Genomic DNA, 26,164 nt, shown 5'->3' with positions numbered 1-26,164 from the left:
GCCGGGGGTCCATCTCGCCTTCGTTCGAGCCAATCACCTAGGCGGGCTCGATGCTGAGTTCCAGGCGGCTGATCCCGCGGACGTTCCCGAAGTGGTGGACGGGTTCGCTGCCCGGCGTGATCTCGTAGCGGGCGACCTTGCTGTGCCACACCTCCAGCGCAGTCTGGATGGTACGGCGGGCCAAGTGCGCGCCGATGCACCGGTGCGGGCCGGTACCGAACGCGATGTGCCGGTTGTTGGTCCGCGTGAGGTCGAACTCCTCCGGGCGGTCGAACGCCTCCGGATCGAGCCCCGACAGGCCCCAGGGGATCTGCACCATGTCGCCCTTGCGCAGTGTCCGGCCGTGCAACTCGGTGTCCTCCGCGACCACCGTGGCCGTGGTGGCCACGCCGAACAGCCGCAGGCCCTCCTCGGTCGCGGCCGCGGCGGCCTTCGGCGACGCGGCCACCTGCCGCTGGAGTTCGGGGTTGCGGGCCAAGTGGTGGAAGGTCAGGGCCAGGGCGGCGGTCGTGGTGTCGAATGCCGCGAACAGGTTGGTGAAGGCCGCGTTGATCATCTCGTCCCGGGTGATCTCACGCCCGTCGAGGGACGCCTCGAGCAGTCGGCTGAAGACATCCCGCCGGCCCTCGGTCCCCTCGGCTATGCGCAGGTCGAGCATCTCGCCGAGGAATTCCCACAGGGGGCGGGAGCCGGCGACGATCTCGGCCTGGTTCCCGGCCTTCGACCAGTTGGCGCGCAGCCACCTCACGTACTCCAGCACGCGGTCCAGGTGGCTACGTTCGATTCCGAAGGTGATGAGGAACGACTCGGCCGGCAGCCGCACGGCCACCTCGGAGATGAACTCGCAGCGGCCGCGCGGGAGCACCGGATCGATGGCATCGGCGGTGGCCTTGGTGATCTCGGCGGCGAAGTGCCGCATCGCCGCCGGGCTGAACAGCTCAGACAGGGCCCTGCGCCACGCCCGGTGCTCATCTCCGTTGAGCTGGATCGGAATAGCCTTGTCAGGCAGCGGATCGTGCGGCGGAATGGAGAAATAGGTGTTGGAGAAGATCTCGGGCTGCTTGGCCACCGACACCATGTCGGCGTAGCGGGTGAGGATCCAGTAGCCGCCCAGTTCCTCCGAGCGCGCCAGCGGGGTGTGGTCGCGCATCTCCTGCCAATAGGGCGTGGGGTCGCTCTGCAGCCAGGGCTGGTAAAGGCTCCACTCGCGGATGCGCTCATCCAGTGTTTCGGGTGCTTTCCCCTCCTGGCCCGCGTTCTCCGTCGAGGTGTCTGATTCTCCGGTCACTGCGGTGGCCTCCGTTTATCGGCGATGGCACGCAAATGGGTCGTGTCCTCTTCGGTGAAATGGTTCCAAAATTCCTGCCCCTACTGTCAACCCCTCTTAGTTCTCGGGGCGCATGCGTGCCGAACCCGCCCAACGGCGAGGCCCCGGCCGCGGTGTGGCGGCCGGGGCGGGGCCGGGGCTGCCCGCTTTCCCCCCGTCAGAGGCGGGCTCCGAGCCGGACCGGCAGCTCATCGATGGTTCGCATGACCATGCCCGGGGGGCGGGCCGGGTCATCGTCGGCCAATTCGATGTCGAAGCCGATAAGGGCCTGCAACGCGGCCTGCGTGGTGAGCCTGGCGACCGGCGCCGCCACGCAGAAGTGGATGCCGTGGCCGAACCCGAGGTGGTTGATCGAGTCGCGCGACAGGTCGAGGCGGTCGGGGTCCTCGTACGCCACCGGGTCCCGGTTGGCCGCGCCGAACAGCACGATCACCGGCTGGCCGGCGCCCATCGGAACGCCGGCCACCTCGGTGGGCTCCAACGCGGTGCGGAAGGTGCTCTGCAGCGGGGTGTCGTAGCGTGTCAACTCCTCGACCGCGGGGGCGATCCGGTCAGGGTGCTCGCGCAGCCACGCGAGTTGCTCGGGGTGGCGCAGGAGCGTGAAGGCGCAGTTGGCGAGCATGCCGGTGGTGGCGCCGGTCCCCGCGGACAGCAGCATCATTATCGAGATCGCCACCTCGCCCTCGTCGAGCGAGTCGCCGTCCTGCTCGGCCATGATCAGCTGGCTGACCAGGTCATCGCCCGGGTTGGCCCGGCGTTCGACCGCCAGTTCCATGCCGACGTTCATGAAGTCCGCACGCGCCTCGTCGCGGGCCTTGATCTGCTCGGGGGTGAGCAGGAAGGAGGGGTCGATGCCGGTGGCGCTGGCCCGGAAGAAGGTCAGGAACCGCGCGTGGTACTTGTCCGGCACGTTCAGCAGATCGCTGAGCATCATGGGCGCCAGTGGACTGATCACCGTCTTGTGGAGATCGACGACACCATCGGCGTCACGAGCCGCCAGCGCATCGTCGATCAGCTTGACCATGTACTCGGCGATTTTGGGCCGTAGCCGTTCCACCGTCCGGGGCGTGAACGCCCTCGAGACCAGCCGCCGCAGCCGCGTGTGATCGGGCGGGTCCATGAACTGCAGAACCGGCCTGAGCGGCCCATCAGGATCATTCGGTGCCTTGACCATCTGGTCATGCATCATGGGGTTGTCACCCCATCCGAACTTGGGACTGGTCAGCACCTGGGAAGCGGCCTTGTGGCTGAGGACGCTGATCAGGCCCAGGGGCGACGAATACGTCTCGCCGTGTTCCTCGCGGATCTTCTGATACGTCGGATACGGGTTGTGGTGGACGACCGGGTCCAGCGGGTCGAAGGGCAGCAATTGCGGTATCTGACTGGGGTCGAATACGGGCAGTTCGCTCATGCACAAATCCTTGTCTCACGAATTTCCCGACAATCCCCGCGGAAATTCTGGGCGAACCTCGCGAACCTCATTAACGCTAGGTCGGAGCATCCCCCTAAAGTCAACCCCAGAAAATTGAGCACCCCTTAAAGGGGGTCATGCCCAGTGGCGCTTCGTCAGTTGTGCCGATCTTGGCCGGCGGGGTCCAGCCGACGCGGCGCCCGCCTCGCGCGGGCGCCGCGTGTACATGTCCGGCAGGTTGCTCAGAGCGTGCGTGAGATATCCGGGATGCGCCGGGAAGTATCCGAAGTCCGAAGAATTACGGCGCCCGCGCGGGGCCGGACCCCAGCGCGCTCCGCCCGGACGCCCGGTAGGTGGCGCGATGCAGGGCCCGAGGCAGCTCGGACCGCGTGACCCGGAGCTTCCGGTACGTCCGGGTCAGATGCTGTTCCACCGTGCTGATCGTGACGTAGAGCTTGCCTGCGATCTCTCGGTTGCTGAGGCCGTGGGCGGCCAGCGAGGCCACCCGCAGTTCGGCCGTGCTGAGCACGACGGGACGGGCCCCCTCGGCGCCGTCCGCCACCTCCGGCTCGCTGTCCGCCACGTAAGCCCCCAGCGGCGCCCGCTCCACGACCCCGCCCTCCGAGGCACCGGAGTGCTCCGACGCCTCGGGCGCGGAGGACTCCGGAAACATCTGCCGCGACCAGCTGAGGTCGTACTGCGGGTGCGCCAGCTGTCCGCGGTCGTCACACTGCCGGAGCACCTCGAACGCCTGCCGCAGCAGCTTGGACCGCTCGGCCGGCCCGCTGGAGGCGGCCAGCACCCGAAGCGTGACGGCCCTGATGCGGGGGGACGCGGAGGTGGCGCAGCGGGCGAGTTGTTCCGTCGCCAGTTCCCAGGACCGCTGCTTGAGGCCGAGCGCCAGGCACGCCTGCGCCGCGTCGGTGCGCCAGGGCAGTATCGAGGGCAGGTCCATTCCCCAGCGTCCGGCCAGTTCGCCGATCGTCAGGAAGCCCTCCAGCGCCGAGTGGAACTGCCCGTCCGCGAGGTGGCAACGACCGCGGGCCTGCAGATAGCGCAGGCCCACAGGGGTTTCGAACATGGCGTCGGGCACCGGTATCTCCAGATGCCGGCGCGCCTCGTCGCACTTGCCGAGCGACGTGGTCGCCTGGATCAGGATGCTCAGCGGGAAGCCGACCGCGACCCCCCAGCTGCGCGGCGGCAGCACGGTCAGGGCGATGTGCGCGTAGTGCTCGGCCATCCGCATGTTGCCGCGGCGCAGGTAGATCTCCGCGCGCAGCGCGGCGAACTGGCCATGCCAGGTGGGCGCGTTCGCCGCCTCCTCCTGTTCGCACAGGGACTCGCACCACTGCTCCGCGGTGCTCAGCCGATCGCTGACGATCAGCACCAGCAGCGCGACGACGAGGCAGGACACCGAGCGCTCGCCCAGGCGGTGCGCCCGCAGCTGCCGTTCCGCCCGGTCGACCAGCGCGGCGGTCGGCCCCTGCATCGTCAGCTGGGTCAGCAGCCTGGCCACCTCCAGCGAGGGGCTGATGCTCACCGTCGCGGCGCTCGGCGCGCCCTCGCCTGAGCCACCCCTGTCGGTACCGTCCGGGCCGCCCGCGATCTGCTGCCCCGCCGTGCCGGGGAAGACGGAGTGCAGCCAGAGCCTGGAGGCTTCCAGGTACGCGGCGGTGCTCGGGGTGCACATGTCCGGCTTGCCCGCGACCTCCGTCAGCAGTTCACAGACCTGCTCGGCCTGCCCGAACCAGAGCATGGCCTGGACGAGCAACGACACCTCGGAGCCCATCAGGTGCCCGTGGCGGGCGGCGTCGGCCAGGTCGGGCAGATGGCGGGTGGTCAGGTCCGGGTCGGACCGCCACCCGACACGTACGATCATCGCCACGGTCGCGGCCTGCTCGTCGGGGACCGGGGTCCCCAGGTACGCCAGCCGCAGGAAGCTCAGCGCGAGATCGACGTCGCCGTCCGCGAGGGCCTCCTCCGCCGCGGAACGCAGCAGGGGCACGCCGCAGGGCGGGGTGCGCTCGGCGGCCAGCAGGTGCTTGGCGACCTCAGTGGTCGAGGCACCGGTTCGGAACAGCGCGTCGGCCGCCCTGGTATGCCGGTTGGTCCGGTCCTCCGCGGTCAGGCCGGCGAGGACCGCGGCCTTGGCCTCCGAGTGGCGGAAGCGCCCGTCGGCCAGCACACCGGTCTCGTCGAGCGCCCAGATGGTCCGCTGCACGGAGTTGCTGTCCATGCCGATCAGGCAGCTGACCAGTGCCGAGGTCGCCGAGTCGCCAAGTACCGCGATTTCCCGGGCGACTTCGAGTGCGGCCTGGCCGCACCGGTAGAGGGAGCTGAGCAGGGCCTCTTTGAACGAGGCGCCGACGACCAGCGCCGACGGCCCGTCCCCTCTGCTTGCGCGGTTGTCCTCGATGAGCCCGTTGACCAGGAGCGGATTGCCGCCGCTGACGACGAACGCGTCGGCGACCAGCCGTCGCGCGGTCATCCGCCCGAGGTTCTCGGCCAGCATCGCCTCCACGCCTCGCGGAGTGAGCAGCGGCAGCGAGATGCGGCACAGAATCGGTTCTGAGGGCATCTCGGCTTCGAAGAGGATGGTGAGCGGCTCGGAGTGGACGGCGTGATTGAGCACGGTCAGCAGGTGTCCCCGCTGCAGCCGGCGGGTGAGGAACGACAGACACCGCAGCGTCGCCAGGTCCGCTTCCTGCGCGTCGTTGACACCGATCACGAGTGGGCGGCGGGTGCGCTGTGCGAGGTCGAGCAGGAGCATGCACATGCGGTGGAAGAGCAGGGGCGGCACCTCAGAACCTGGCTGGGCGCGGGTCTCCTCGGCGGAGGTGCCGCCGGTCGCCAGCGAGACCTCGTCGAGCAGAGCCGCTGTTTGTTGCGCGATTTGGGGTGGTATTTCAGGGTTTCTCAGAAGCTGGGCCAGCACGCCGAACGGAATACTCCGTTCTGAACGCGATGCGTCGGCCGAGAGATACACGGCACCTGAGCGAGTCACCCACTCGGCGAACGTGCGCAGCAGCGTGGCCTTGCCACTGCCCACCGGTCCGCCCACGACGGCGAGCCGGGTTTCCCCTTCGAGCGAATCGCGGTACAGCGAGAAGAGCGAGGCAAGGGCGTCATGCCGCTCATACAGCCCGGATGACGCCAGTAACTCTCCGGCCCTCTCCTGCTTCCACAGCGTAGTCGTTGCCATCATCGCACTATTCTCCCCCTAGAAAGCGCGCATTCCTCCTCCGCTTATCGGAGTGCTGGATGGTGGTCATCGGCACGAATGCGCGGCAAACGAATGCGAACTGATGCCACGAGGGAAGGGTGCGACGCCGTGGCCTCCCTATGGGAGCTGCTTCGCTGCTGCGAGCAAGGTTCCACTTACGTCGATCATGTCCGTTACACTCGATTTTCCCCCGTGTGGCGCTAGTCTAATGGATATCTCTAGTACTCCGACTATGCCACCATAGTCAATCTCGCCATTTCTGTGTTACGGCCGCGAAAAATCCTGCCGAAAAGTGCGGGTCGGCCGAAGGCGCATGCGCTGCACGGCGAATGAGGCATTCCGCACCTACGTGCTGTACTGCGGGGCAGGTACCGAAACGCCTACACCGCGTAACGAAAGGCCGTTGACCAGCCGTATCCCAGGGCGGGAAAAAGTGAGCGGCTATGGCTCGAATTCGACCCTCGCGGATCCTTGGTCGATGATTCCCAGACATGACTATGACTATGGCTATGGCTATGGCTATGGCGCCAGTAGCGTTGGACGACCTGGTCGGCGCCGCTTCGTCAGCCGGCCAGCTCGGCGACCCGCTCGACCAGGCGCAGCCGGCCGGCCCGGTCCATGCCCGTCCTGCCCACCGGGCTCAGGCACAGTGTCTCCACGCCGGCCTCCGCGAACGCCGCGATGCGCTCGGCGATCCGCTCCGGCGGGCCGACCAGGCAGACGGCCTCGGCCAGCTCCGTGGGCACGCATGCGACCGCCTCGGCCCGGTGGCCCTCCAGGTACAGGTCCTGGATCAGCTTGGCCTCGGCCTCGTAGCCGTAGCGCCGGGCCAGGTCGTTGTAGTAGTTGCGGCCACGCGCGCCCATGCCGCCGATGTAGAACGCCAGCCGGGCGCGGGCGGCCTCCAGCGCGTCGGGCACGTCGTCGGTGAAGGCGACCGGTACGTCGACGCAGACGCGCAGCCGCCCGAGGTCCGGGTCACGCTTGGCGAGCCCGGCGGCGAGCGCCGCCCCGAAGACCTCCTTCGCCTTCTCCGGGTGGAAGAAGATCGGCTCCCACACCTCGGCGACCTCGGCGGCGAGCGCGACGTTCTTCGGCCCGGTGGCGGCGATCATGATGGGTACGCGCTCGCGCGGCGGCCGGTTGAGCAGTTTCAGCGGCTTGCCGAACCCGGTGCCGCGCTCCTCGGGCAGGGGTATCCGGTAGTGCCTGCCGTCGTGGACGAGAAGCTCACGGCGCCAGACCCGGCGGCAGATCTCGACGACCTCGCGCATGCGGCCCAACGGGGCGTCGTAGGGCACCCCGTGGAATCCTTCGATGACCTGTGGGCCGGACACGCCCAGCCCCAGGGTGAACCGGCCGCCGGATACGGCGTCGAGTCCGGCCGCGGTCATGGCAGTGAGGGTAGGGGTGCGGGAGTAGATCTGCATGATGCCCGAGGCCAGCTCCAGACGTTCGGTCCGGGCCGCGATGTAGCCGAGACGGCTGACGGCGTCGAAGCCGTAGAGCTCGGGTACGAAGACGATCGCCAGGCCCGCGCGTTCGAGGTCGGGCAGTTCCTCGACGGACTCGGCGAAGCCGTCGGTGTGTTCGAGCCGCATTCCGATGCGCACTGCGGGTCCTCCCTGTGTCAGCGGGGTGCCATGCGGATGGCGCCGTCCAGGCGGATGACCTCGCCGTTCAGCATCTGGTTCGTCACGATGTGTGCGGCGAGCGCCGCGTACTCGTCCGGGTCGCCGAGCCTGGCGGGGTGCTGGGTCTGGGCCCTGAGCGACTCCACGGCAGCGGGAGGCAGCCCGGCGACCATCGCCGTGTCGAAGATGCCCGGCGCGATGCAGACGACTCGGATCTTCCGGGCGGCCAGGTCGCGGGCGACGGGCAGGGTCATGCTGGCGACACCCCCCTTGGAGGCGGCGTAGGCGGCCTGCCCGACCTGGCCGTCGAAGGCCGCGACCGACGCGGTGGTGATGATGACACCACGCTCGCCGCCGGCCTCCTCGGTCTCGGCCATACGGGCCGCCGCGAGCCGGATGACGTTGAAGGTGCCGACCAGGTTGACACGGACGACACGGTCGAACTCGTCGAGCGGGAAAGGGCCCTGGCGGCCGGTGGTCCTGATGCTGTTGACGACACCCGCGCAGTTGACGACGATCCGCAGCGGGCCCAGCTCTGCCGATGCGTCCAGGGCTGCTTCGACCTCCTCCTCGCGGGTGACGTCGGTGGGCGCGAAGCGCGCCCGTTCACCCAGCTCACCGACGACGGCCAAGCCCTTCGACTCAGGCAGGTCGGCGATGACCACGCGGCAGCCCGCCGCGACGAATCGACGGGCCGTCGCCAGGCCGAGGCCCGAGGCGCCGCCGGTGATCAGTACAACGCTGTTCGCTGTCTCCACATGTCCGCCTGGTCGGTCTCGTAGGTGTGAACGAAGAGGAGAGGTCTGAACCGCCGGACGCGGAGGGGCGGATCGGCGGTGGAAGAGTCGGGGACGGCGAAGATGTCAGCCAATCCCGGTTGTGGTCGCGCGGACCGACCGGCCAGGGGAGCGGCGGCGCCGAACTGGTGGCCGGCGACTCCACCGGCGTCAGGCGGCCGTCGCACGTCTCGCGCGATTCCGCGGCGGGGGCGGGACCGGCCGCGACACACACGGAGTTGTCGTCGTCCTCCGCGAACTCCCCCCGAGCGCGGCACTCTTCGGTCGCCGCACCGAGACCCTCCGTCCGCCCCAGCCTCGCGGCGGACGAACTCACGTGGACGTCATTCCGCCGCATGTCTCCGGTCCGTTCTCCGTGCCGGGTGGGGGATGTCCCCGTCCGCATCCGGTCGGTCCGATGCTAGGGACAGCCCCACCCCTACGAACAACCCCTCAATCGGCGGCAGATGGGCGCCCGTGCCGGGCGGGCCTCCAAGAGGTGTGTCCGGTGGGTATTCGCAGGCCTGCGAATACCCACCGGACAGGACCGGGACTTCGCCTCGACGACCGGGGGAGCCCGTCAAGGCGAAGTGCCGGGGTTGTGGGAACGTACTCCGGGTGCTCAGGACTCCGGCGGGAAGTGGGAGAGCAGGTCGAAGTAGATGTGTTCCGGCGCGGTGGTGAAGAACGGCGTCAGCAGCTCGTTCCACGGCGCGAAGAACTCCGAGCCCCGGAAGCCGTCGGTGGCGGCGGCGTGCGAGGCCCAGGCGACGATCAGCAGGTAGCTGGTGGTGCTGCCGGTCTGGCGCAGCAGGTCCACGAAGAGGCAGCCTTCGGCCTTGACGATGACCTCCTGAGCGACCGCGAAGGCCTCCTCGAACTTCTCGCTCTGGCCGTCTGCCACGGTGAGCAGCGCGTGTTCGACATTCACTGGGGTCCCCTAGTTCTTGGTTCAGTGTTGACCGGGCTGATATCGAGGCGGTATAGCGCCTAGATGCTCTCGCTGCTCGGGACGGGCTTGGCCTTGGCCATCGCGTCCGGAGCCTCGCCGTCGTCCGCGGCGGGGCCTGCGGGCTGATCCCCGCCGCCGCTGGGGCCCTTGCGGAGCTTGACCGCGCTGAGGACGACCATCGCGGCGACCAGGACGCCGATGGTGACGCCGACCGCACCCATGCCGCTGACGAAGGCCGACCTTGCGCTCTCCAGGAGGGCGGCGCCCGCGTCGCCGGGCAGCTGGGGTGCGACGGTGACAGCGCCGGCGAGCGAGTCGTTGGCGGTCGCGGCCGCGTCCCCCAGTACGTCGGAGGGAACCGCGCCCTCGACCTCGTTGCTGTACACCACCGAGCCGACGCTGCCGAGGCAGGCGACGCCGAGGGCCACGCCCAGCTGGGTACTGGTCTCGGAGGTCGATGCGGCGGACCCGGCCTTCTCCGCCGGCGCGGAGCCGACGACGATGTCCGTGGTCAGCGCCGACATCGGGCCGATGCCGAAGTAGACGAGAGAGAAGCAGGTGATGACGTAGCCGACGCCCGAGGAGTCGTCCACCTGGGAGAGCATCACGCCGCCGATGACGGTGAACAGCAGGCCGCCACAGATGACGTTGCCCGCGCCCAGCTTCTGCGCCAGGCCCACTGAGGCCATGCCGCTGACGATCACGGACACGGCGGCGGGAAGCAGCCAGAGGCCGGCCCGCATCGGGGACATCCCCTCCACGAGCTGGAGGAACTGGCTGATGGAGAGGGTGATGCCGCCCATCACGGCGGAGCCGATGAGCATGACGGTCAGGGCGGAGGAGAAGGTGCTGTTCCTGAAGAACGACAGGTCCAGCAGCGGGGAGGTGAGGCGGTTCTGCCGCATCACGAACAGGACGCCGAAGACGGCGCCGACCACAAGGGCGCCCAGCGGGAGGAACCCCGGACCGTCAGCGGCCAGTTCCTTGATGCCGTAGAAGATCGGCATCATGGTCAGCAGGGACAGCAGGACGCTGCCGAGGTCCACCCGGCCCGCCTCGTCGGAGCGGAACTCAGGCAGCAGCAACGGCCCGGTGAGGAGCAGTACGAGCATCACCGGCACGCCGAGCAGGAAGACGGAGCCCCACCAGAAGCTGTCCAGCAGCGCGCCACCGGCCAGCGGGCCGATGGCGATGCCCAGCATGAAGGTGCTCATCCAGGCCGCGATGGCCACCGCCCGCTGCGCGGGGTCCTGGAACATGTTGCGGATCAGGCCGAGTGTGGACGGCATCAGGGTGGCGCCGGCGATGCCGAGCAGCGCGCGGGTGGCGATCAGCATCTCCGCGCTGGAGGAGTAGGCGGCCAGCACCGAGGCCACGGCGAAGAGAGAGGCGCCGATCAGCAGCAGCAGACGGCGGCCGATGCGGTCACCGAGCGTTCCCATCGTCACCAGGAAGCCCGCGATCATCAGGGCGTAGATGTCGACGATCCAGAGCTGCTGGGTGCCGCTGGGGTCCAGGTCGGCGCTGATGTGCGGGAGCGCCAGGAAGAGCACACTCGTGTCCAAGGATGTCAGCAGGGTCGGCAGGGCCAGTACGGCCAGTCCCAACCATTCCCGGCCTCCAGCCCTCAACGGGGACCCGGTCGCGGTAGTTTCCATGAGAAAATCCTTCTGTTCCTGTGATCATGCCCGCGTACAGCGGGAGGCGGACATCTGGACAGACAAGGGGTGTGCCTCCCGGGGCGAGGCAGGCATGTGTGAGGGGCGGCGCCATCGTCATGATGGGAGGTGGATGTCTCCGGCGCGCGCGAAAACGCCCTGGTTACGGGAGTTGTTCGACGGCAGATCACTTCTCTTGCTCATCGGGTACATGTTCTGCGACTTCGAGGAATGACGGAAGAAGGAACTTTCGTGTCACAGAGTTACTCTGATGTATCAACGCAGGTCAGCCACACCGAGTCCTGCTCATTCCGCGACATCTTCGTCAGCGTCACCGGCAAGTGGAGTGTGCAGATCATCCTGCTCGCGGTCACTCGCGGCCCGATCCGCTTCACCGAATTGGAGCGCAGCATTCCCGGCATCAGCCGCCGCATGCTGACGGTAACGCTCCGCCAGCTGGAGCGAAACGGCCTCATCATCCGCACTGTCCATCCCACCGTGCCGCCGAAGGTGGAGTACACCGCCAGCGACATGGCCCGGGAGCTCGAGAGCGCCTTCGAGCAGCTCGGGACATGGGTCGAGCGCCACCACGAGTTCATCTCCGCCGCGCAGGAGGCGTACGACAGTGAGCGCGTCGGAGTAGCCGCGACCTGATTCGCTCGGGTAGTTGCCTGTCCACCGGCCGGGATGATCCGCAAGTCCGTTCCGGAGACGGCGATATCAGCGGCGTCTGTCCCGGGCGGGCAGCGGGTCCTGGCCGCGCTGCGCACCGCCCGGGCCGAAGTACGTAACCGCGTCTGGAAGTTGGCCCGTGACGCCGCGCCGGACGCGGGCGGCGGGCAGGTGGTCGCGGACATCCACCGCGTCCTCGCATGATCGTCCGTGGTGAACACCCGTACCCCGGCGCCCAGTTGCGCCTCGTGGACGCCGCCGGACCGCGGCTGGCCCGCTTCGCGACCCACACCGCCGGTCGGATCGCCGGTCTTGAACTCCCCCGCCGTCAGCGGGCCCGCGCCGATGACCGCTTCCGCGCCGCCCGTCTCATCCCCACAGCCCGTGGTCAGCACCAGAATTTCGCGACGCCCAGGCAGTCACGAAGATCGCGGTTGAGTAGGGGGTACTCCTGCGGAAATTCCTGGGGTTGGCATTAGGGGTTTCTCCGACTTAGCGTGCCGCGGAAAGGCCGAGTTGGAAGGGAGACCGGTGAAAGCAGCCCCGACTTTTCTCACGATTCTCGAATCCGGGCGGCTCCGATGGGATGTGATGCGGCCATTTCCCGAACAGTCGGAGTCGGACCGGAAAACCGGTGAGGAGCTCGCGGCAGAGCTCGCGGCGTTCGTCGGTGACCGGGCGGATCCGGAGGAGATCGACCGGACGGCGGAGTTGCCCGACGGTCTCCTCGCCGACCTGCGCGACCACGGCTACTTCCGGCTGGTCACCGACGCAGGGCTGGGCGGCCGCGGTCTGTCGGCGTTCAACACCTTCCGCGCGGTGGAACGCGTCGCGGCGGACTCCGTCGCCGTCGGTCAGGTGCTGGCCATCCAGAACGCCGTCGGCGCCCCCGCGCTGCTGGCCGCACTCCCCGAGGGCCCGCTGCGCGAGATGGTGGCGAGCCGCGTCGCCGCCGGGACCGTCTCGGCCTTCGCCGGCACCGAGCCGCAGGGCGCCAACAACACCTGGCCGGGCCTGACCGCCACGCCCACCGAGGACGGCTCGGCGTACCTCCTCAACGGCGAGAAGGTGTTCATCGGGAACGGCGACGTGGCCGATCTGGTCGCGATCCTGGCGACGGTGGTGGAGGGAGGCAGCCGCCGCATGGCGGTCTGCTTCCTCGACGCGGCCACCCCCGGCTTCTCCGTCACCGCGCGGCTGCGGTTCATGGGCAGCAGGGGCCTGCCGAACGCCGGGCTGCGCTGTGCGCAAGTGCGCGTGCCCCGGGAACACGTGCTGCTCGGCATGCCCGACGTGCCCGGCTTTCCGCCGCCGGTCGGCGCGATCGCGCTGCGCAGCGCCCTGTTCTTCAACGCCGCCCCCGCCATGGCTGTCGCCCGCCGCTGTCTGGCGGCATCGGCGGAGTTCGTGGCGCGCCGCGGCATCGACGGCCGCGCGCTGGGTGACCACGACCTGATCCAGCGGTTGGTGTCCCGAACGGCGGCGGACGTGTACGCGATGGACACCGTGCTGCGCTGGTGCCTGCTGGACGCCGGACTTGCGGACCGGTGGTTCGAGCGGGTCGTGACCAAGAACCTCGCCACCGTGACCGCGTGGCGGATCGCCGACCGTACCGTGTCCCTGCTGGGCGGCGAGGGATTCGAGACAGCGGCCAGCAAGCGCGAGCGGGGCGCGGCGGCGCTGCCCGTGGAGCGTCTGCTGCGGGATGCCCGGGGGCCGCGGATCGCGGGCAACATCGACTTCCTGCTCGACATGCAGGCGGCCCAGCGGCTGTTGGCGCATCTGGCCGCCCGCCCCGGGAGCACCGCCGACGAGCCCGCCGACACCTCTGCCGCCACCGGCGCCGACCTCTCCCCCGCCAACCGACGCCACCTGGGCGCGGCGGCCCAGGGCATACGCCGCCTGCACCGCGCCCTCACCACCCTCGCCGCACACCACTCCCATGCCGAGGAGTTGTTCGCCCGGCAGGAGACGCTGCGGGTGCTGGGCCGGCTCTCCGCCGAACTGTTCGCCATGTGCGCCGTGCTGGCACGGACGGAGGGCTTCACCGACAGGGAGGCCGACTCCCGTCAGGAGCTGGCGGACGTCTTCTGCACCGCGGCCCGCCACCGCCTCGCCGGGCTGTGGCGCCGCCTGGCCGCCACGGACACCCAGGAACCCGACCACGCCAAGCTCAGCCGCACCCTGCTCGGCGGCTCCGGCCTGGCCTCGCTCGCCCGTCCCTGAAACCCACGGCCCAGCCACAACTCCAAGGGAGACCCCCTCCGATGTCCGACAGTGCCATCGATCAGCTGCCGCCCGTTCTGAAAGGGTTCGACCTGACCGACCATGCCAGGTTCGCCACGATCGACGAGGGCTTCCCGTACGAGCTCTTCTCCCGGCTGCGCCGTGAGGCTCCCGTGCTCTTCCATCCCCCCGGCCAGACCGCTGACCAGGAGGGCTTCTGGGTGGTCAGCCGCCACGCCGACATCGCCGCCGTGGCCAGTGACCCGGACACCTTCTCCGCCCGGGGCGGCGGCGGCCGTTCCGGCGGCGGCTCCGCGATCGACGACATCCCCGACGGCGACCGGGCCGGCGCGATGCTCGCGATGCAGGACAACCCGCGCCACCACCTGCTGAAGCATCTGCTGGCCCCGGCCGTGGCCAACAGGGTCGCCGACGTGCTGGAGGCGGACCTGCGGGCCAACGCGACCCGGCTGGTGGACCAGGCCCTTGCAGGCGGCGGCGCCTGCGACTTCGCCAACGACATCACCGAGCCCTACGCCTACCGCAGCATGGCCGTGCTGCTCGGCGTCCCCGACGAGGACCAGGCGAAACTCGCCGACTGGGCCCACCGTTCCGTCGGCTTCATCGACCGCCGCACGGGCCTGTCGACCGAGACCTCCAGGGAGACGATCCTCGCCACCCAGGAGTACGTGCGCGAGCTGATCGAGCGAAAGCGGGTCGCTGCCGAGGAGGACCTCGCCTCGGTGCTGGCGGCCGGCGAGCTGCCCGAGGAGGTGCTGGCCGAGGGTGAGCCTCCGCTGAGCGACCACGAGCGGTTCGCCAACATCCTGCTGCTGCTCCTCACCGGCGCCGAGCAGCCGCGGAACACCATCGCCCGGGGCGTGCTGGCGCTGGCCCACCAACCCGAGCAGTGGCGGGCGCTGCGCGAGGACCGCGGCCTGATCCCGAGCGCCATCGAGGAGTTGCTGCGATTCGCTCCGCCCAACCAGTACAACCGGCGCACCGCCACCGTCGACACACGCGTCGGCGACACCGAGATCCGCGCGGGCCAGAAGGTCTCGCTGTGGTGGCCCTCGGGCAACCGCGACGAGGAGGTCTTCGACGACCCCTCGCGCTTCGACATCCGCCGGACCAGCAACCCCCACCTGTCGTTCGGCCACGGCAACCACTACTGCCTGGGCAGCGATGTGGCCCGTCTCCAGATCCGGCTGCTGCTGGAGGAGCTGCTGGACTCGGTGGCGGAGATCCGCCTGGCCGGAAAGGTCACCTACCAGCCCTGGAACAAGCACACCATCGTTCTCGACATGCCCGTCGAACTGATACCCGCGGGCGCCTGACCACTTTTCCGGAATTTGACCCGGCAGAACCCCTCATTCACCCCCTAGGGGCGGATGAGGGGTTCTTTTCATGGGGGGAATGAGAGGTTCCTTTCGTAGGGGGCAAATGAGGGGTTCCCTTTCGGAGATTCACATTCTTAGAGTCCTTTCAGCACTCCAAGGAATCCGAGGAAACGCACAGAGACCAGGAATACCAGGACCAGGAAACGAAAAGGAAACAACATGGATTCGCTGGCCGAGGCCGTGGTCGCGGGCGCGTCCCCCGAGCGGCTCGAACAGGAGCAGCTGCCCACCCACTACACCGCCGCCCACACCCGGGTCGAGGACGCGGACATGTTCGGCGACGCCCAGGACCGCGACGTCCGCAAGTCGCTGCACGTCGGCGCCGTGCCCATGCCGGACCTGGCGCCCGACGAGGTGCTGGTGGCGGTCATGGCCGGCTCCATCAACTTCAACACCGTCTGGTCGGCCACCTTCCAGCCGGTCTCGACCTTCGATTTCCTCAAGCGGTACGCACGGCAGGGCGGCCACGCCACGCGCCACGACCTGCCGTACCACGTCCTCGGCTCCGACGCGGCCGGCGTCGTCGTCCGCGTCGGCGAGGGCGTACGCCGCTGGGCCGTCGGCGACCACGTGGTCGCCTCCTGCACCCACGTGGACGACCAGGAACCCGCCACCCACGCCGACGGCATGCTCGGCGCCGAGCAGCGCATCTGGGGCTACGAGACGAACTTCGGCGGGCTGGCCCACTACACGGTGGTCCGCGCCAGCCAGCTGCTGCCCAAGGCGCCCCACCTCACCTGGGAGGAGGCGGCCAGCATGCCGCTGTGCGCCGGCACCTCCTACCGGATGCTGATCGGCGAGCGCGGCGCCCGCATGAAGCAGGGCGACATCGTCCTCATCTGGGGTGCCACCGGCGGCCTCGGGGCGTACGCCGTGCAGTTGGTGCGCAACAGCGGTGGCATCCCCGTCGGAGTCGTCTCCTCCGACGCCAAGGCGGAGCTGCTGCGACGCCTCGGCTGTGAGGTGGTGATCAACCGCGCCGAGATCGGCATGGGAGGCGACGGCGCCCCCGGCCCCGAGCGGACGATCGAGCTCGGCAAGCGCCTCGGCCGCGCCATCCGCCGCGAGCTGGGCGAGGACCCGCACATCGTCTTCGACTTCATCGGCCAGGCCACGTTCGGCATCTCCGTCTTCGTCGTCCGCCGCGGCGGCACCGTCGTCACCTGCGGCTCCAGCACCGGCTACCAGCACTCCTACGACAACCGCTACCTGTGGATGAACCTCAAACGGATCATCGGCAGCCACTCCGCCAACCTCCAGGAGGCGTCGGAGTGCAACCGCCTCGCGAGCATGGGCCGGCTGCAGCCGGTGCTGTCGGCCGTCCACCCACTGGACGACGTCGCCGAGGCCACCCGGCAGGTACAGCTCAACCGGCACACCGGCAAGGTCGGCGTGCTGTGTCTGGCGCCGGAGCCGGGCCTGGGCGTCACCGACGCCGCACGCCGCGCCCGCATCGGCGAGGACCGCATCAACCCGATGCGCCGGCCCACGCCGGCCACCACGTGATCCCGCCCGCCGCCCTACCGCCCTCCTCCTGAAAGGCGTACTCGACGGTGCCCGAACTCTCCGCCGGAATACTCGCCACCGGTTCCTATCTGCCCAAGGAAGAAGTGGGCAACGACGAGCTGGCCGAGCGGGCCGGCACCACACCCGAGTGGATCGAGCGCAAGACGCAGATCCTCACCCGGCGTTACGCCGCCCCCGACGAGGCCGTCTCCGACCTCGCCACCAGGGCCGCCGAGAACGCCCTCGACCAGGCCGGGATCGCCGCCGACGAGATCGACTACATCATCGTCTCCACCTCCACCGGCGACTCCCCCTCACCGCCCACCGCCAACCTTGTCCAGGACCGGCTGGGTGCCCACAACGCCGCCTGCTTCGATCTCAACGTCGTCTGCGCCGGCTTCGTCTACGGCCTGGCCCTGGCCCGCAGCCTCGTCACCCTCTACCCCGGCGCGAAGGTGCTGGTGCTCGCCTCCGAGGTCTACTCCCGCATCCTCGACTTCTCCGACCGCCGCACCTCCGTCCTCTTCGCCGACGGCGCCGCCGCCGCCATCGTCGGCCAGGTCGCCCGCCCCTACGGCTTCATCGACGTCGAACTCGCCAGCCGCGGCGAGGGACACCACCTCATCGGCGTCGAGGCGGGCGGCAGCCGCAAGCCGTCCTCCCACGCGACCGTCGACGCGGGCGAGCACTTCTTCCGTATGGAGGGCCGCGCCGTCAGCGACTTCGTGATGGAGGAGGTACCGCTCAACCTGGAGCGTCTGTCCGACCGCACCGGCGTGTCACTCGACGCCGTCGACCACTTCATCCCGCACCAGGGCAACGGCGTACTGCTGGGGAAGCTCGCGGCGAAGCTGGGCCTGGAGCGCGCCCGTACCCACGTCACCGTCGACCGGTACGGCAACGTCGGCAGCGCCTCCATCCCCGTCACCCTCGACGACGCCAACCGGGCCGGCCACCTCAAGGACGGCGACCTGGTGCTGATCTCCGGCTTCGGCGGCGGCCTTTCCCTCGGCTCCTGCCTGCTGCGCTGGGCGGTGACACCGTGAGTGACGCCCTGTCCGAGGCGGTGCTCGCGGGCGCGCCGGGGGACACCCTCGAACGCCTGCCGCTGCCCGCCCACTACACCGCCGCCCACACCCGCGCCGAGGACGTCGACGCCTTCGCCGGCATGTCGGCGACCGACGACAAGGACGTCCGCAAGACCCTCCACGTCGGGCGCGTGCCCATGCCGAGCCTGGCGCCCGACGAGGTGCTGATCGCGGTGATGGCCAGCTCCATCAACTACAACGCGGTCTGGTCGGCGACCTTCCATCCGCTGCCCACCTTCGACTTCCTCAAGCGCTACGCACGGCAGGGCGGCCACGCCACCCGCCACGACCTGCCCTACCACCAGCTCGGCTCCGACGCGGCCGGCGTCATCGTCCGCGCCGGCGAGGGCGTACGCCGCTGGCGCGCCGGCGACCACGTGGTCGTCTCCGCGGTGCAGGTGGACGACCAGGAGCCCGCCACCCATGCCGACGGCATGCTCGGCGCCGGGCAGTGGGCCTGGGGCTACGAGACCAACTTCGGGGGCCTGGCGCACTACTGCGTGGTGCGCGCCAGTCAGCTGCTGCCCAAGGCCGCCCACCTCACCTGGGAGGAGGCCGCCTGCCTCGCCCAGTGCGCCGGCACCTCCTACCGGATGCTCGTCGGCGAGCGCGGCGCCCGCATGAAGCAGGGCGACATCGTCCTCATCTGGGGTGCCACCGGCGGCCTCGGTGTCTTCGCCACCCAGCTGGTGAAGAACGGCGGCGGCATCCCCGTCGGCGTCGTCTCCTCCGACGCCAAGGCCGGCATCGCCCGCCGCCTCGGCTGCGAGGTGGTGATCAACCGCGCCGAGATCGGCATGGCGGGCAACGAGGCGCCCAGCCCCGAACGCACCATCGAGCTCGGCAAGCGCCTGGGCGGCATCATCCGCCGCGAGCTGGGCGAGGACCCGCACATCGCGTTCGACAACAACGGGCAGGCCACGTTCGGCATCTCCGTCTTCGTCGTCCGCCGCGGCGGCACCGTCGTCACCTGCGGCTCCAGCACCGGCTACCAGCACTCCTACGACAACCGCTACCTGTGGATGAACCTCAAACGGATCATCGGCAGCCACGCGGCGAACCTCCAGGAGCAGTGGGAGTGCAACCGCCTGGCGGACATCGGCGCGATCCTGCCGGTCACCTCCGCCGTCCATCCGCTGGACGAGCTGGCCGAGGCCACGCGGCAGGTGCAGCTCAACAGCCACTGGGGCAAGGTCGGCGTCCTCTGCCTGGCGCCCGAACCCGGCCTGGGTGTCACCGATCCCGCACGCCGCGCCCGCATCGGCGAAGAGAACTTCTCCTTCAACTGACCCGAAAGGTGTGCCAAACGGTGGCCGAACACGCCCCACTCGCTGACAGCCCGGTCGGCATCCTCGCGACCGGCATGTACGTGCCCAAGGACGAGGCCGGCAACGACGAGGTCGCCGCACTCGCCGCCACCACGCCCGAGTGGATCGAGCGCAAGACGCAGATCCTCACCCGGCGTTGGGCCGCGCCCGACGAGGCGGCCTCCGACCTCGCCGCCAGGGCCGCCGAGAACGCCCTCGACCGGGCCGGGATCGGCGTCGACCGCATCGACTACATCATCGTCTCCACCGGCACCGGCGACTCGCCCCAGCCGCCCACCTCCTGCCTGGTGCAGAACGCCATCGACGCGCGCAACGCCGCCTGCTTCGACATCTCCGTCGCCTGCAGCGGCTTCGTCTACGGCCTGGAGCTGGCCCGCGGCCTGTTGCGGTCCCGTCCCGGCAGCCTCGCCCTGGTCATATCCGCCGAGGTCTACTCCCGCTTCGCCGACTTCACCGACCCCCGCACCTCGGTGCTGCTGGGCGACGGCGCGGCCGCCGCCGTGGTCGGCGAGGTGCCCGACGGTCACGGCATGCTCGCGTTCGACCTCTCCAGCCGGGGCGACGCCGCCCACCTGCTGCGGATCGACGCCGGCGGCAGCCGCCTGCCCCCCTCCCACAAGACGGTCGACGAAGGCGCCCACTTCGTACGCATGGACGGCCGGGCCGTGCGGGACTTCGTGCTGGAGAACGTGCCGCCGGTGGTGGCGCGCCTCGCCGGGCGGGCCGACGTCGCTCTCGCGGACGTCGACCACTTCGTGCCGCACCAGCCCAACGGCGTACTGCTGCACCAGCTCTCCCTCGCCACCGGCCTGCCCCGGGCTCGTACGCACCGCACCGTCGAGCGGTACGCCAACGTCGGCAGCGCCTCGGTGCCGCTGACGCTCGCCGACGCCGACCAGGCCGGGCATCTGAAGGACGGCGACCTGGTGATGCTCATGGGCTTCGGCGGCGGCATGGCCGTCGGCGGCTGCCTGCTGCGCTGGACCACCGCCACGACCACCGCCACGACCACCGAAGACAGGAGTGATGCCGCGTGAACGCGAACGCGCCTCTGGCCATGGAAGCCATCGACATCGAGCGCGTCGGCGTCATCGGCTGCGGTCTGATGGGCTCGGGCATCGCCGAGGTGTGCGCCCTGGCCGACCGCCACGTCACCGTCGTAGTCTCCCGCCCCGCCTCCGCCGACGCCGGACGCGGCCGCGTCCGCCGCTCCCTCGAACGCGCCCTCGGCAAGGGCCGGATCACCGAGGAGCAGCACGACGCCGCCCTGGACCGCATCTCCTTCACCACCGAGCTGACCGACCTGGCCGACCACCTGCTCGTCATCGAGAGCATCCGCGAGCACGAACCCGCCAAGCGAGACCTCTTCGCCGCGCTGGACGCCATCGTCACCAACCCGGACGCCATCCTGGCGACCAACACCTCCTCCCTCCCCATCACCCGCCTGGGCCACGCCACCAGCAGGCCCAGCCACGTCATCGGCACGCACTTCTTCAGCCCGGTGCCCGCCATGCCGCTGGTCGAACTGATCAGCTCGCTGGCCACCGACGAGAAGGTCTACGAGCGGATGCGGGCGTTCGTCGAAGTCGTCCTCGGCAAGCAGGTGATCCGCTCCTCCGACCGGAGCGGCTTCGTCATCAACGCGCTGATCATCCCCTACCTGCTCTCCGCGATCCGCATGGTGGAATCCGGCTTCGCCACGCCGGAGACCATCGACAAGGGCATGGTGCTGGGCTGTTCCCATCCCCACGGCCCACTGCGTCTGGCGGACCTGGTGGGCCTCGACACGGTCGCCGATGTCGCGGCCGCGCTCTACGCGGAGTTCAAGGAGCCCCTGTACGCCCCTCCCCCTCTGCTGCTGCGCATGGTCGAGAGCGGGTTGCACGGCAAGAAGACCGGCCGCGGCTTCCACGAATACGTGTGACGAGAGGAAGAGGACTTCTGGTGCACGCGAACCCCGCGATGCCGGAGAACGCCATCAACCCCAACGCCGTCGCGATCGTCGGGATGTCCTGCCGGTTCCCGGGGGCGGCGAGTCCGGCGGAGTTCTGGCGGCTGCTGAGCGGCGGCGGCGAAGCGGTGACGGGACCGCCCGCCGGGCGCCCCGAACTCGCCGTTGCCGGCGAGGAGATCAGAGGCGGCTTCCTGCCCGGCGTCGACGCCTTCGACCCGGGGTTCTTCGGCATCTCCCCCCGCGAGGCGAAGTCGATGGACCCGCAGCAACGGCTCACCCTGGAGCTGGCCTGGGAGGCCCTGGAGGACGCCGGGACCGTCCCGGAGCGGCTGCGTTCCACCGCGACCGGGGTCTTCGTCGGGGCCGTCTGGGACGACTACGCCAAGCTGGCCCACGCGTACGGCGCCCCCGCGCTCACCCACACCACCATGACCGGGGTCAGCCGTGGCATCATCGCCAACCGCGTCTCCTACACCCTGGGCCTGACCGGCCCCAGCATGGTGGTCGACACCGCGCAGTCCTCCTCCCTGGTCGCCGTGCACCTGGCCTGCCAGAGCGTGCTGAGCGGCGAGTCCGAACTGGCTCTGGCGGGCGGCGTCAGCCTCACCCTCACGCCCGAGGGCTTCGCCGTCGCCGAGCGGTTCGGGGCGCTGTCGCCCGGGGGCCGCACGTACACCTTCGACGCCCGCGCGGACGGGTTCGTACGCGGCGAGGGCGGCGGCATGGTGGTGCTGAAGCCCCTCGCCCGCGCCCTGGCCGACGGCGACCGCGTGGACGGCGTCATCCTCGGAGGCGCCGTCAACAACGACGGCGGCGGCGACAACCTGACCGCCCCGCGCGGCGCCGCCCAGCGGGATGTACTGCGCCGCGCCTACGAGCTGGCCGGGGCCGACCCGGGCGCCGTCGACTTCGTCGAGCTGCACGGCACCGGCACACCCGTCGGCGACCCCGTCGAGGCCGGAGCCCTCGGCGCGGTCCTCGGCGCCGCGCGGCCCGTCGGCGCCGAGCCGCTGCTCGTCGGCTCCGTCAAGACCAACATCGGCCACCTGGAGGGCGCGGCGGGCATCGCCGGGCTGATCAAGGCAGCTCTGTGCCTGCGGGAGCGTGCGCTCGCGCCCAGCCTCAACTACCGCTCCCCGCACCCCGCCATCCCGCTGGAGGAGCTGCGGCTGCGCGTCAACGACGCGCTCACCCCGCTGGAGGGCGAACCGCTCTGCGGCGTCAGCTCGTTCGGCATGGGCGGCACCAACTGCCACCTCGTGCTCACCGCCGCACCCGAGCCGGCGCACGAGCCCGCGCCGCTCACCCCGCCCGTGCCCGTCCTGCTGTCCGCCCAGAGCGAGGCCGCGCTGCGCGACCAGGCCGAGCGGCTCCTGACCCACTTGCAGGGCAACCCCGGCCTGCCGCTGCCGGAGGTGGCGCGCGCCCTGGCCACCACCCGCACCCACTTCCGGCACCGGGCCGCGTTCCTCGCCGAGGGCGAGGACCAGGTCGCCGCCTTCGGCACGCTGGCCGCCCTGGCCGGGGGCCGCCCCGCCCCCCGCGTCACGTTCGGCACGGCCACCCCGCCTGACGAGGCGGGCAGGCTGGCGTTCCTCTTCCCGGGCCAGGGCAGCCAGCGCGCCGGCATGGGCCAGGAGCTGTACGGGGCGTTCCCGGTGTTCGCCGCCGCCCTCGACGCCGTCTGCGAGCGGTTCGACCCCGAACTCGGGTGCTCGCTGCGCGAGGTGATGTTCGCGAAGGAGGACTCTCCGCTCGCCGGGCTGATCGACCGGACCCGCTACACGCAGGCCGCGCTCTTCGCCTTCGAGGTCGCGCTGTTCCGGCTCCTCGAAGAGTGGGGCCTGGCACCGGATCTGCTGATCGGCCACTCCATCGGCGAGATCGCCGCCGCCCACGTCGCCGGGGTTCTCTCGCTGAACGACGCCTGCACCCTGGTCGCGGCACGCGGTCGCCTGATGCAGGAACTGCCCGACGGCGGCACCATGGTGGCCGTCCAGGCGTCCGAGGCCGAGCTGCTCTCCACACTGTCCGGCCTGGGCGACGCCACCCTCGCGGCGGTCAACGGGCCCAGCTCCTGCGTCGTGTCCGGCGACGAGGCGGCGGTGCTGACGGTGGAGGAGGAATGGCGGGGCCGGGGCCGCAAGACGCGTCGACTGACGGTCAGCCACGCGTTCCACTCCCCGCACATGGACGGCATGCTGACGGAGTTCCGCCGCGTGGCGGAGGGCCTGGCCCACCTCCCGCCGCGCATCCCTCTGGTGTCGAACCTGACCGGCGGCCTGCTGGGCGCGGACGAGGTCGACGCCGACTACTGGGTGCGGCACGTACGGGAGGGCGTTCGTTTCCTGGACGGCGTACGCAGCCTGGAGGAACAGGGCGCGAGCCGCTATCTGGAGATCGGTCCGGACGCGGCTCTGACCCCCATGGCCCGCGACAGCCTGACAGGGCGGAGCGAAACCAAGCCGGTGCTGGCAGCCACCCAGCGCCGCACCCGCCCCGAGGTCCCGTCTCTCTTCGGCGCCCTGACCCGTCTGCACACGGACGGCGTCACCCTCGACTGGTCCGGCCCCCTGGGTCGCGCCACCGGCCGCACCTCGCTGCCGACGTACGCCTTCCAGCGAAAGCGCTACTGGCTGCAGGGGCAAGACCCTTCGCCCCAGGTCACGTCCGGGTCGGGTGTCGTGCCCGGTCCGGAAGCGCAGCCGCAGCCCCTGCCGGAGGCGGCGGAGCAGCCGGGTTCCAGGGCCGCGCGCACGCCGGAGGCTCAGGCCGCACTCGCGTCACCTGACGGGACGGTGCTGACGCCGTCGCCCGAGGCGGCACGCGAGCCGCGGGCCGAGGTCGTTCCGGAGGAGCGGGACTTGGTCCTCGCCGAGCTCGTGCTCGGCGAGGTGGCTGCCGTGCTGGAGGCCGACTCGGTTCAGGAGATCGACTCCCGGCGTTCGTTCAAGGACCTCGGGTTCGACTCGTTGACCGGGGTCGAGCTGGGCGAGCGGCTGAGCGAGGCGTTGGGCAGGCCGCTGCCGACGACCCTTGTGTTCGACCACCCCACCCCCGAGGCGGTAATCGACTTCCTGGGCGGCGGGCGCGCCGCCCCGACCCCGGCAGACGCTCCCGCCCGGCCGGCGGCCGACGCGGACGAGCCGATCGCCATCGTCGCCATGGGGTGCCGCTACCCGGGCGGGGTGCGCTCCCCCGAGGACCTGTGGCGGGTCGTCGCCGAGGGCCGCGACGTCATCGGCCCGTTCCCGACCGACCGTGGCTGGGATTTGGCCGGACTGTACGACCCGGAGGGCCGGCAGCCCGGCAAGCACTACGTCCGCGAGGGCGGCTTCCTCCACGACGCCGCGGCGTTCGACGCCGACTTCTTCGGGATCTCTCCCCGCGAGGCCCTCGCGATGGACCCGCAGCAACGGCTTCTGCTGGAGACCACCTGGGAGGCGATCGAGAGCGCCGGCATCGACCCGGCATCGCTGCGTTCCACCCCCACCGGCGTCTATGTCGGCGCCACCTTCCAGGACTACGGCCCGCGCCTGCACGAGGGAACGCGGGCCACCGAGGGCTACCTGATGACGGGCTCCACTCCCAGTGTCGCCTCGGGCCGCATCGCGTACACCCTGGGCCTCGAAGGCCCGGCGCTGACGGTGGACACCGCCTGTTCGGCCTCGCTGGTGGCGCTGCACCTGGCCTGCCAGGCGCTGCGGCAGGGCGAGTGCACCCTGGCCGTCGCCGGCGGCGTGACCGCCATGTCGACCCCCGGGATCTTCGTCGAACTCACCCGTCAGCGCGCCCTGTCGGCCGACGGCCGCTGCCGCTCCTTCGCCGCGGACGCCAACGGCACCGGCTGGTCGGAGGGCGTGGGGATGCTGGTCCTGGAGCGTTTGTCCGATGCCCGTCGCAACGGTCACCGTGTGCTGGCTGTGGTGCGCGGCTCGGCGGTCAATCAGGACGGCGCGAGCAACGGCCTCACCGCCCCGAACGGACCGGCGCAGCAGCGCGTCATCCGCGCCGCGCTGGCCAACGCCCGTTTGGCGCCGGGAGAGGTGGACGCCGTGGACGCCCACGGCACCGGAACACGCCTCGGCGATCCGATCGAGGCCAACGCCCTACTCGCCACCTACGGCCAGGACCGGCCCGCCGAACGGCCACTGTGGCTCGGCTCCATAAAGTCCAACATCGGCCACACCCAGGCCGCCGCCGGAGTCGCCGGCGTCATCAAGATGGTCATGGCGTTGCGGCACGACACCCTGCCCAAGACGCTGCACGCGGACGAGCCGACGCCGCAGGTCGACTGGTCGTCCGGGGCCGTCTCACTCCTGACGGAGGCGCGGCCGTGGGAGCGGAACGGCCACCCGCGCCGCGCCGGTGTCTCCTCGTTCGGCATCAGCGGGACCAACGCCCACGCCGTCATCGAGGAGTTCATCGAGGAGTTCACGGAAGCCGAGCCGGTCGCGGCGGAGCCGCCGGTCGAGGAGGCGGGCGCACACCTGTTCCTGCTGTCCGCGCGTACGCCGGAGGCGCTGCGCGCGCGAGCCGCCGGGCTCGCGGCTCACCTGCTGGAACGCCCCGATCTGAAGCTTGTCGAGGTGGCGCGGGCGTTGGCGGTGACCAGGACGGCGTTCGACGAACGCGCCGCCATCGTCGCCCACCACCACGACGAACTCCTCACCGCCCTCACCGCACTGACTCAGGGACGCGAACACCCCGCTGTCATCACCGGAACCCTCGACCCCGACCGCGGCAAAACCGTCTTCATCCTCCCCGGCCAAGGCTCCCAATGGCCCGGCATGGCCCAACAACTCGCCGCAACCCTCCCCACCTTCCGCACCCACCTCAACGAAACCGCCACCGCCATCGAAAAACACGTCGACTGGAAAATAACCGACGTCCTCAACAACCCCACCGCCCTTGAAAACATCGCCATCCTCCAACCCACCCTCTTCACCATCCACACCGCACTCGCCAAAACCTGGATCACCCACGGCCTCACCCCCGACGCCCTCATC

General features: G+C 70.3%; 17 protein-coding genes. 10 read left to right on the top strand and 7 right to left on the bottom strand.

Annotation, left to right across the window (positions count from 1 at the left end):
* Positions 1-37 precede the first annotated feature (37 nt).
* From ACIP79_RS11530 to ACIP79_RS11500, 7 genes are all read right to left on the bottom strand, one after another.
* Positions 38-1,288 (bottom strand): cytochrome P450, encoded by a 1,251-nt coding sequence (locus tag ACIP79_RS11530; protein WP_401222163.1) that lies wholly within the window; start codon positions 1,286-1,288, stop codon positions 38-40.
* Between the two features lie 196 nt (positions 1,289-1,484).
* A complete protein-coding gene (locus ACIP79_RS11525) occupies positions 1,485-2,738 on the bottom strand; it encodes a cytochrome P450 (protein ID WP_401222161.1) in 1,254 nt (417 codons plus the stop codon).
* 298 nt (positions 2,739-3,036) lie between these two features.
* Entirely contained in the window at positions 3,037-5,943 is a 2,907-nt protein-coding gene (locus ACIP79_RS11520) for an AAA family ATPase (protein ID WP_401222159.1), read from the bottom strand.
* Between the two features lie 581 nt (positions 5,944-6,524).
* Entirely contained in the window at positions 6,525-7,574 is a 1,050-nt protein-coding gene (locus ACIP79_RS11515) for an LLM class F420-dependent oxidoreductase (RefSeq protein WP_401222157.1), read from the bottom strand.
* Positions 7,575-7,591: 17 nt separating this feature from the next.
* Positions 7,592-8,353 carry an SDR family NAD(P)-dependent oxidoreductase gene (locus tag ACIP79_RS11510; RefSeq protein WP_401222155.1) on the bottom strand — a complete coding sequence of 254 codons (762 nt, stop codon included), beginning with the start codon at positions 8,351-8,353 and terminating at the stop codon, positions 7,592-7,594.
* A 640-nt stretch (positions 8,354-8,993) separates the two neighbouring features.
* The gene (locus ACIP79_RS11505; RefSeq protein ID WP_387179853.1) at positions 8,994-9,302 is read right to left on the bottom strand and encodes an antibiotic biosynthesis monooxygenase family protein; all 309 of its coding nucleotides are present in this window, start codon (positions 9,300-9,302) and stop codon (positions 8,994-8,996) included.
* Between the two features lie 59 nt (positions 9,303-9,361).
* A complete protein-coding gene (locus tag ACIP79_RS11500) occupies positions 9,362-10,981 on the bottom strand; it encodes an MFS transporter (RefSeq protein ID WP_401222153.1) in 1,620 nt (539 codons plus the stop codon).
* A 252-nt stretch (positions 10,982-11,233) separates the two neighbouring features.
* Between ACIP79_RS11500 and ACIP79_RS11495 the strand changes: the two genes are divergently transcribed.
* The 10 genes from ACIP79_RS11495 to ACIP79_RS11450 all read left to right on the top strand — a co-directional run.
* A complete protein-coding gene (locus ACIP79_RS11495) occupies positions 11,234-11,635 on the top strand; it encodes a winged helix-turn-helix transcriptional regulator (protein ID WP_401222151.1) in 402 nt (133 codons plus the stop codon).
* 33 nt (positions 11,636-11,668) lie between these two features.
* Positions 11,669-11,857 (top strand): hypothetical protein, encoded by a 189-nt coding sequence (locus ACIP79_RS11490; protein ID WP_401222149.1) that lies wholly within the window; start codon positions 11,669-11,671, stop codon positions 11,855-11,857.
* 387 nt (positions 11,858-12,244) lie between these two features.
* Positions 12,245-13,879 carry an acyl-CoA dehydrogenase family protein gene (locus ACIP79_RS11485; protein ID WP_401222147.1) on the top strand — a complete coding sequence of 545 codons (1,635 nt, stop codon included), beginning with the start codon at positions 12,245-12,247 and terminating at the stop codon, positions 13,877-13,879.
* Between the two features lie 41 nt (positions 13,880-13,920).
* On the top strand, positions 13,921-15,216 hold the full coding sequence (locus tag ACIP79_RS11480; protein WP_401222145.1) for a cytochrome P450: 1,296 nt from the start codon (positions 13,921-13,923) through the stop codon (positions 15,214-15,216).
* Between the two features lie 222 nt (positions 15,217-15,438).
* Positions 15,439-16,785 (top strand): crotonyl-CoA carboxylase/reductase, encoded by a 1,347-nt coding sequence (gene ccrA / locus ACIP79_RS11475; RefSeq protein ID WP_387179839.1) that lies wholly within the window; start codon positions 15,439-15,441, stop codon positions 16,783-16,785.
* Between the two features lie 47 nt (positions 16,786-16,832).
* Positions 16,833-17,831 carry a 3-oxoacyl-ACP synthase III family protein gene (locus ACIP79_RS11470; protein ID WP_401222143.1) on the top strand — a complete coding sequence of 333 codons (999 nt, stop codon included), beginning with the start codon at positions 16,833-16,835 and terminating at the stop codon, positions 17,829-17,831.
* On the top strand, positions 17,828-19,162 hold the full coding sequence (ccrA, locus tag ACIP79_RS11465) for a crotonyl-CoA carboxylase/reductase (protein WP_401222142.1): 1,335 nt from the start codon (positions 17,828-17,830) through the stop codon (positions 19,160-19,162). Before ACIP79_RS11470 ends, ccrA (ACIP79_RS11465) begins: the two co-directional genes overlap by 4 nt.
* Positions 19,163-19,182: 20 nt before the next feature.
* Entirely contained in the window at positions 19,183-20,238 is a 1,056-nt protein-coding gene (locus ACIP79_RS11460; protein WP_401222140.1) for a 3-oxoacyl-ACP synthase III family protein, read from the top strand.
* A 20-nt stretch (positions 20,239-20,258) separates the two neighbouring features.
* A complete protein-coding gene (locus ACIP79_RS11455) occupies positions 20,259-21,125 on the top strand; it encodes a 3-hydroxybutyryl-CoA dehydrogenase (protein ID WP_401222711.1) in 867 nt (288 codons plus the stop codon).
* A 38-nt stretch (positions 21,126-21,163) separates the two neighbouring features.
* A partial coding sequence (locus ACIP79_RS11450; RefSeq protein ID WP_401222709.1) for a beta-ketoacyl synthase N-terminal-like domain-containing protein occupies positions 21,164-26,164 on the top strand: 5,001 nt, incomplete at its 3' end.

The sequence above is a fragment of the Streptomyces sp. NPDC088747 genome (assembly GCF_044751025.1).
Lineage (GTDB): Bacteria > Actinomycetota > Actinomycetes > Streptomycetales > Streptomycetaceae > Streptomyces.
Note: the sequence above shows the minus strand (reverse complement) of the source record. Positions and strands in the feature narration are given on the sequence as shown.